Genomic DNA, 6,431 nt, shown 5'->3' on the forward strand with positions numbered 1-6,431 from the left:
CCCGATCACGAGGGCCTCGTCTTCGTCGGCATCGGCGGGGCGACGCCGCAAGACGTCGACTTTCATTCCAGGCAGAGCCAGTTCCTTGCGTTCGCGGGGATAGGCTGACTCGGCCAGCAGTCGCCCCAAGGCCAAGAGTTCGTGGTCACGGTAACCTTCGATCGCATGACCAGCCAGCCAAATCTTGCGGTCACAGATACCGACATAGGACATGAGCGTACCAGTGACGATCTGATCCACGGGAAAGCCCTCTCCTACACGATCATTGTGTCGAGATCAGCGACCTCAGGAAGAAGCCCGAGATGGCGATCGTACTGGATCGATGCGACGAGTGTTCCATCTTTGAGTTGGGAGATGCGACCAGCTCGTTGCAGCTTCCACAACGTGCCATACGGTACGGGAACCAAAAATTGCTGAGCCAGCAAGTGCTTTCCCTCGATCCGGTACCGCGTGTACTCCTCCAGGAACGGTGAGGGGAGTACCTCAGTCCCCTGGAAGAGCCGGTAAAAGTCTTCGTACGCCATTTCGGCATGTTGAAGCGGGCGCAGGCCTTCGATAACTGCGCGAAAGGACGCCAGCGCTTGCTCGAAGCGTCTTCCCTCGTTGGTCGTCCAGCCCTCGCGGTACACGCGTTCGACCCACTGCTCCGCATCGCACGCATCGAGGGCTTGACCGTCGAGCGGAGCTTCCTCCAGCGTGCGCACCAGGCGTTCGCGGTCATACACGTAGTGCAGGGCATCCTCGTACGTGCGGCTGATCAGGATCGGCCGCGGCGACTCATGCTCGTAATAGCGATTGACGCGTCCGAAGCGTTGCAGAAGATCATCGACCGGCGCCACTTCGGTCACGAGCCGGTCAAAACTGATGTCGAGCGAAACCTCGACGACCTGCGTCGCAACGAGAACATGCACCGATTCGGGCGACTCCCCCCCGAGGGCAGCGAGAATCCGCTGTTCGCGTTCGACGCGATCGCGACGCGTCAACCGTCCATGTAAGAGGTGCAGCCCGCAAGGAACGCGCTCGACCAGCCGCTGGAACAATACTTGTGCCTGTTGCACCCGATTCGCAACGACGAGTACGCGCTCGCCCGCGCGAGTAGCGTCGACGACAAGATCGACCAACTCCTCGAGCGGATCATCGGTCCACTCCACTCGATGGCGAGCCTGCGCGAGGAACAGTTTCGCCCACGCGTCGACTGCCGGTGGCTGATCGAGGCGAAACAGGCGGAGCGGCAGCCCGTACGCCTCCTCGATGTGTCGCCGCAAAAATTCCGGGAAAGTAGCCGACATAAAGAGGCAGCGAGCACCGAGTTCGCGCAGAACGCGCACGAGTTCCAAAATGAGCGCCATCACGTGCGCATCATAAGCGTGGATCTCGTCGAAGACCACGAGCGCTCCGACCATTTCGGCGAGTCCGACCTCGAAGCGCGGAAGCCCGAAGAGCCACTTGATGAGCTGAAACGGGGTCGTCACCTTGATGGGCTTATGGACCAAGCGATTCAGCTCGGCATCCTGGCGTGCAGCTTGGTACGCTTCGTCATAGTCATCCCCACTGAAGTACCGCTGGAATGCAACCTCCAGTGTCCGCGCGTGCAGCGTCCCGACCGTCTCCCGGCCGAAAAGGCGCTCCAGTGTTTTTCCCATCGCCTCGATACTCGCTTGATAGGGGAGTATGTAAAAGACGCGCTCACCGCTGATCCGGTTGCGCGCGATCCAGCGGATGGCTGCATCGGTTTTGCCAGCACCAGTCGGCGCGATGAGCAGAGCACTCCCCTCATATTCTCCGAGCGCCCGCTGAAAGGCGCGGAACTGGCCATCCCCCCGGGCCCGCGACCGTGTCAAACGTGCAGCATGCTTGGCCTTCCAATTCGTCGGAAAAGTGATCACGAAGTGCGGTACACCGGCACTCGCCGCGTGATCGGCTGCGAGAAGCCAACCCCGACAAAGCGTCAGGCACAAGCCCTCCGTCGAACGAAAAGCATGGAGATGATCGGTGGTCTCTCGCAAAGATTGCAGGAGCGACGCCGGAGGCTCGAGATCACGCGGCGAGCGCGGCCACAGACTAGGGGGCAGCTCCCCCACCTCCTGCAAGAAGCGGGCGATCCACTCCCAAAACTGCTCCAACTCGGCTGCTCGCTCGCTGAACTGGCGTCGCGCTTTTTCCAGGAACTGCGGGCGGGGCAACGGCGGGACAGCGCAATCGCGCCACAGACGTTCGTCGGTCAGGTCACGGTGATGGGTCAAGACCGCTGCGGCGGCGAGTTGGCCGGAGCCATTCGTGGCGTGCCCGGATGCCAGCAAGATGGCTGTCGAAAGAACCTCATGCCGGAACTCCCAACGGAACCCTCGTTCCCGCAGGGAGCGCTGAAAGCCGATCGCAGCCTTGCCCAGGTCATGCGCAACAGCAGCCAACGGCAAGGCACGCGCCAGGCGGTCCACTGACTGGGAATCGAGGACCCGTGACCAGAGCGCTCGGTACGCTGAGGTGACCTGCTCCACGTAAGCCAGGACCTCCAGCGTATGTTGCCGGAGCGTGATCGGCGGATCATCCGATTTCGCCAGCGGTTCACCGACCATCGAGGATCCACTCCTGACGGTAGAGAGGAACGACGATGCCGGACTCGCGATCGCACACGAGCCAATCCGCCGCATCCTCGATCGAGACGAGCCGCAGACCGCGTGCCGAACGCTCTCCGTCGACGAGACCGAACATCGTGACCCGCACCGGCGCACGCTCAGGATCGGGTGTGAAGGCGACCGGCAGATTTTGGAGAACCGCTGTTACCCCATTGCGAGCCACGACCTCTGCTGGGAGTAACACCCCTGTCACCGACCCTCTCGAGACCGGCTCGAGCGCTGCTGGCTCAATCGAGACGACGGTCGCGAGATCCTGGCTTCGGCCCAATACCAGCTGGTATCGAGGGCGCAGGAACGGGTCACGCCACTCAACAGGGAGAAAAAGGTCCAGCTCTGGAGAAACGAGAAACTCTCGCTGCACGATGTTGCGTTCCTTGAAGCGCGGTGTATCGGCCGCATCCTTTCGCTTGACCGTGTAGATCGTCTCCAAGTCCATGGCACGCCCTGCGTACGTCAACCGATAGGCAAGCCACGGCACTTCTTGCGGCATCACCCAGTGCCCACGCGCCGCCGAGAGTAACCCGAAAATCGTCGCCAAGGGCGGCACAGCCAGGGACAACTGATAGGCGACGAAGCTCGGTGCCCGGAACGAGGCGGTCAGTGCAGTGAGGCGGATCCGGACAGCTGCGTCGAGCATGTCGCTCCTCGCTCGCATACGGTCATCCGATCGAAGCGTAGGCCTGCTCGACCAGTTCCGCGGCTCGCTCGAGCGCTCGCCGCGGTGAGTCGAACAGCGCGACTCGATCGAACGGCGGCTCACCACGAGCGATCACCTCGTGGACCTCGTCTTCGTTGGCCAGGACGGTCGGACGCAAGCCGAGCAAGACAGCCTTGCCGCCATTGACGGAAAGGACGCGGTCAGCGTAGTCGCTCAACACCGAACGGAAACGCTCGAGATTCAAGAACACCTGCTCAGCATTCACCGGATCACTCGCGAACAAATTCTGGAACGGCGCGTTCCCGCCATCGAGGAAACCGACGATCACGGCCACGGGGGAGACATCCGATAAGTTGCGTGCTAGACGGGCCCCACCGCGCAACCGCGCCAGTGCTTGGAGCGCCTCGCGGACGCGCTGGACGCGATCCGCGACTGGTAGCTCATAGATCCTGGTCTGATTGGGATCGGTCGCGACCTTGCGAAGGCGGCCTTCGTTTTTCTGAGCCAACTCTGGAGAGATGTCGGCCATCGCGCCGACCGCGAATCGCCCAACTTCGCTCAGGACGATGCTGAAAACCCCCTGCAGGTAGGTCGAATACACCTCTGACTCGAACGGGATGATGTCACTCCCGGGCGGAAGATTGCGCGAAAAGTGTCCAAAGTCGCTGACGATGACGTTCGGGAAAACCGAAACGAGCAGACTCGCCCGGAGCGGCGAGACACGCCGGTAGGTATCGGAATCCTTTCCGCGCTTCCGTGCCGCCATGTAGCCGAAGAGATCGTCTTCGGCATAGTCGATCGGGTTGCCCTCCGTGTAAGCGCTCTTGGCCTCTCGAGTGACGGGGCTCGGTGTCCAGTCGAAATCGGTGTACAGGACCTCTCGCCACCACCGACGCCAAGCCTGCCCGGACACGTAGGGATACCGGTTTCGACCGATCTGAATCTGTTTGACGACGATCGCGTTATCGGTGCGCCGTCCCTCATCTTGCCCCGCATTGTTGAGCGCGGCGCCGGTTGCTTCGATGAGAACTGTCCCGGTCACCACTGGGTATGCTGCTCGTGCTGCCATCGTACTGACTCCCCTTCCTGGCTTCCCCTACTTCCTTCTAGCCCGAACGAGCTGTCCCAGCTCATTGCCGAATCGACTACTCCGTGAGCAGACTTACGGTATCGATCGCAGCCTCCTCTGCCTCGACCAATTCGATATCGGGCGGCACTGCTTCGCGGTCCCGCTCGAACAGAAACGCCAAGAGGTAGTCCCGTCGCACCCAGGCCTGCGTGACGTCACCGAGCGGGACGAGAAACAGGAAATCGACCAGTGACAGGGCACCCGACCGTAACGCTCGCAAGTACGTGGCTCGGATCTGGGCGGTCTTGCGTGCAGTCATCAGATCAGCGATCCATTGCCGCCGGTTGGGGAGCATCATGTCCAGATCGTTTGCGATTCGTTCGAGTCGGCGAATGACCTCATCCGGCTCGACAGTTGTCCCACCTGCCGCAAGCTGTGGAAAAGGCTGTCCCGTCTCAGCGCACCGCTGGTATTCGTAGACCACTGCGAGCAGCACATCGCGCACGATTTGGGCACTAGTCGGCTCGTTGGGCGGTAGCAGTGCCCCCAACTCCCGACCACTCAGCACACCCTCGCGGACGAGGTCGAGCAACACCGCACGAACATCGCGAGCTGGCGCACGCTCGAGCCTCCCGATCAGCTTCTTGCCGCGCTCGTGCTGCGCGAGCGCGATCCCTGTCCGTTCCAAGAGCGCGAGAACTGCGTGATCCATTCCGTTGACCTCCTGCAAATAGATGCGGTGGGCGATCCATCCGCCGAGTAGCCTCTGCTCGCCGAGGCAAGCGCCGACGATCGGCTCGGCGCGCATGATGCGACCCGCGACATTGGCGACGAAACGGGCACGCTGCGCCTCCTCGCGCTTGTCCTTCGCGGCGTCGACCCACAAGACCTCTCGCTCGAATCGGTCGAATGCATCGACTGACTCGAGCTGCAGACTCTGCAAGAAATCCAGAATAGATGTGGGAACAGGTATACCCTCGACATAACCACCTTGATTATCATTAGAAAACACATATGCAACAGTCGGAATACCATGTTGATAGATTGTGCGTAATTGATTGGCAAACTTTCGTAACAACTGACATAGTAAGCACAAGATTGCCCCACTGTTTCCGGCCGTTCGCCAATCGCCGTAAAAGTCGAGCGGCTGATTCGCGGCGATAAGACGTCGGAAATGGCCCCAACCATACTCCTGTGCGATACGCGCTGCGACGATATCCGAAGGGCAATGCAGGAACCACAATAATCGCCCACGCTCTCCCACCCGCAGGAGAGAAGCGACGGCGAACCGGAGGGCCAAGGAACACACTCCGCAGAGCGCGACGCCGTGGAGAAGACCAGGATAAAAATTCACAGCACCGGAGAGCAGCGGGAAACGATCCCGCCGCAGTACCACGAATCCCGCGGAAGGCCTCCGCTCCCCGCAAATGCCACACAAGCGATCGCCTTGCCCAGCACGAAGAGCCTCCTTGGCTCGAGCCAGATCCTCCCTCAGCGCGGTTCGGTACTTTTCTCGCACCCCTTCTGGACCCTTACTCCAGTTCGACGGATTTACTAACTCACTATTCGGAAACACTTGTGAGAGTGTGCCTTTGGCAAATGACTTCTCGAGTCCGATTCCGAGGGCCTGGTCACTCAAGAGAACCGATTCCAGTTCGCGGACAGCCACCTCCAGATGCGTTGCTGTTACCCCCGAGAGCTGACTCGCCCCCGAAGCTGCCAAAAGAGCAGCGAGTCCAGCATCGACGAACGGTTGTCCTGTCCAGTGAAGACTCACGCCCCTTCCTCCTCTCCTGACTGCTCCTGACGGCCCCTAAAACTGAGCGACCGTTCATCGACTTCCTCCACATACCCGAACCCCTGGCTGTTCTTGGCGCCGAGGCCAGCCTCCAAGGCGAGCCGCAAGTACTCCGGCGGCCCCTCTATGAGGAAGCGTCCGGTCCACCCCTCGATCCAGGTCCCCTTGTAGCGCTCCAGCCGCTTGGCCCGCGGATGCACCCCGAGTGCGCGGATCCGGATCGGGCAATCGGTCAGCACCATTGGCTCCCCAGCGGGAGTCGCTCCCTCC

6 protein-coding genes are annotated in these 6,431 nt (G+C 61.2%); all 6 read right to left on the reverse strand.

Annotated features, from left to right (window positions below; genetic code table 11):
* The coding region (locus ACWIVK_RS05255) for a Dna2/Cas4 domain-containing protein (protein ID WP_448575531.1) at window positions 1-240 on the reverse strand (240 nt) is incomplete at its 3' end.
* A 14-nt stretch (window positions 241-254) separates the two neighbouring features.
* Entirely contained in the window at window positions 255-2,576 is a 2,322-nt protein-coding gene (gene cas3 / locus ACWIVK_RS05260; protein WP_448575532.1) for a CRISPR-associated helicase Cas3', read from the reverse strand.
* Window positions 2,566-3,273, reverse strand: coding sequence for a CRISPR-associated protein Cas5 (cas5, locus tag ACWIVK_RS05265; protein WP_448575533.1), 708 nt, complete (start codon window positions 3,271-3,273; stop codon window positions 2,566-2,568). The genes cas3 and cas5 overlap by 11 nt, the downstream gene beginning before the upstream one ends.
* Before the next feature lie 22 nt (window positions 3,274-3,295).
* Complete coding sequence (gene cas7i, locus ACWIVK_RS05270; protein WP_448575534.1) at window positions 3,296-4,363, reverse strand: type I-B CRISPR-associated protein Cas7/Cst2/DevR; 1,068 nt, start codon at window positions 4,361-4,363, stop codon at window positions 3,296-3,298.
* Between the two features lie 76 nt (window positions 4,364-4,439).
* Window positions 4,440-6,140, reverse strand: coding sequence for a type I-B CRISPR-associated protein Cas8b1/Cst1 (locus tag ACWIVK_RS05275; protein WP_448575535.1), 1,701 nt, complete (start codon window positions 6,138-6,140; stop codon window positions 4,440-4,442).
* Window positions 6,137-6,431, reverse strand: a 295-nt coding sequence (locus ACWIVK_RS05280) for a CRISPR-associated endoribonuclease Cas6 (protein WP_448575536.1), incomplete at its 5' end; no start/stop codon positions are given. The genes ACWIVK_RS05275 and ACWIVK_RS05280, both read right to left, overlap by 4 nt.

The organism is Thermomicrobium sp., from assembly GCF_053493975.1.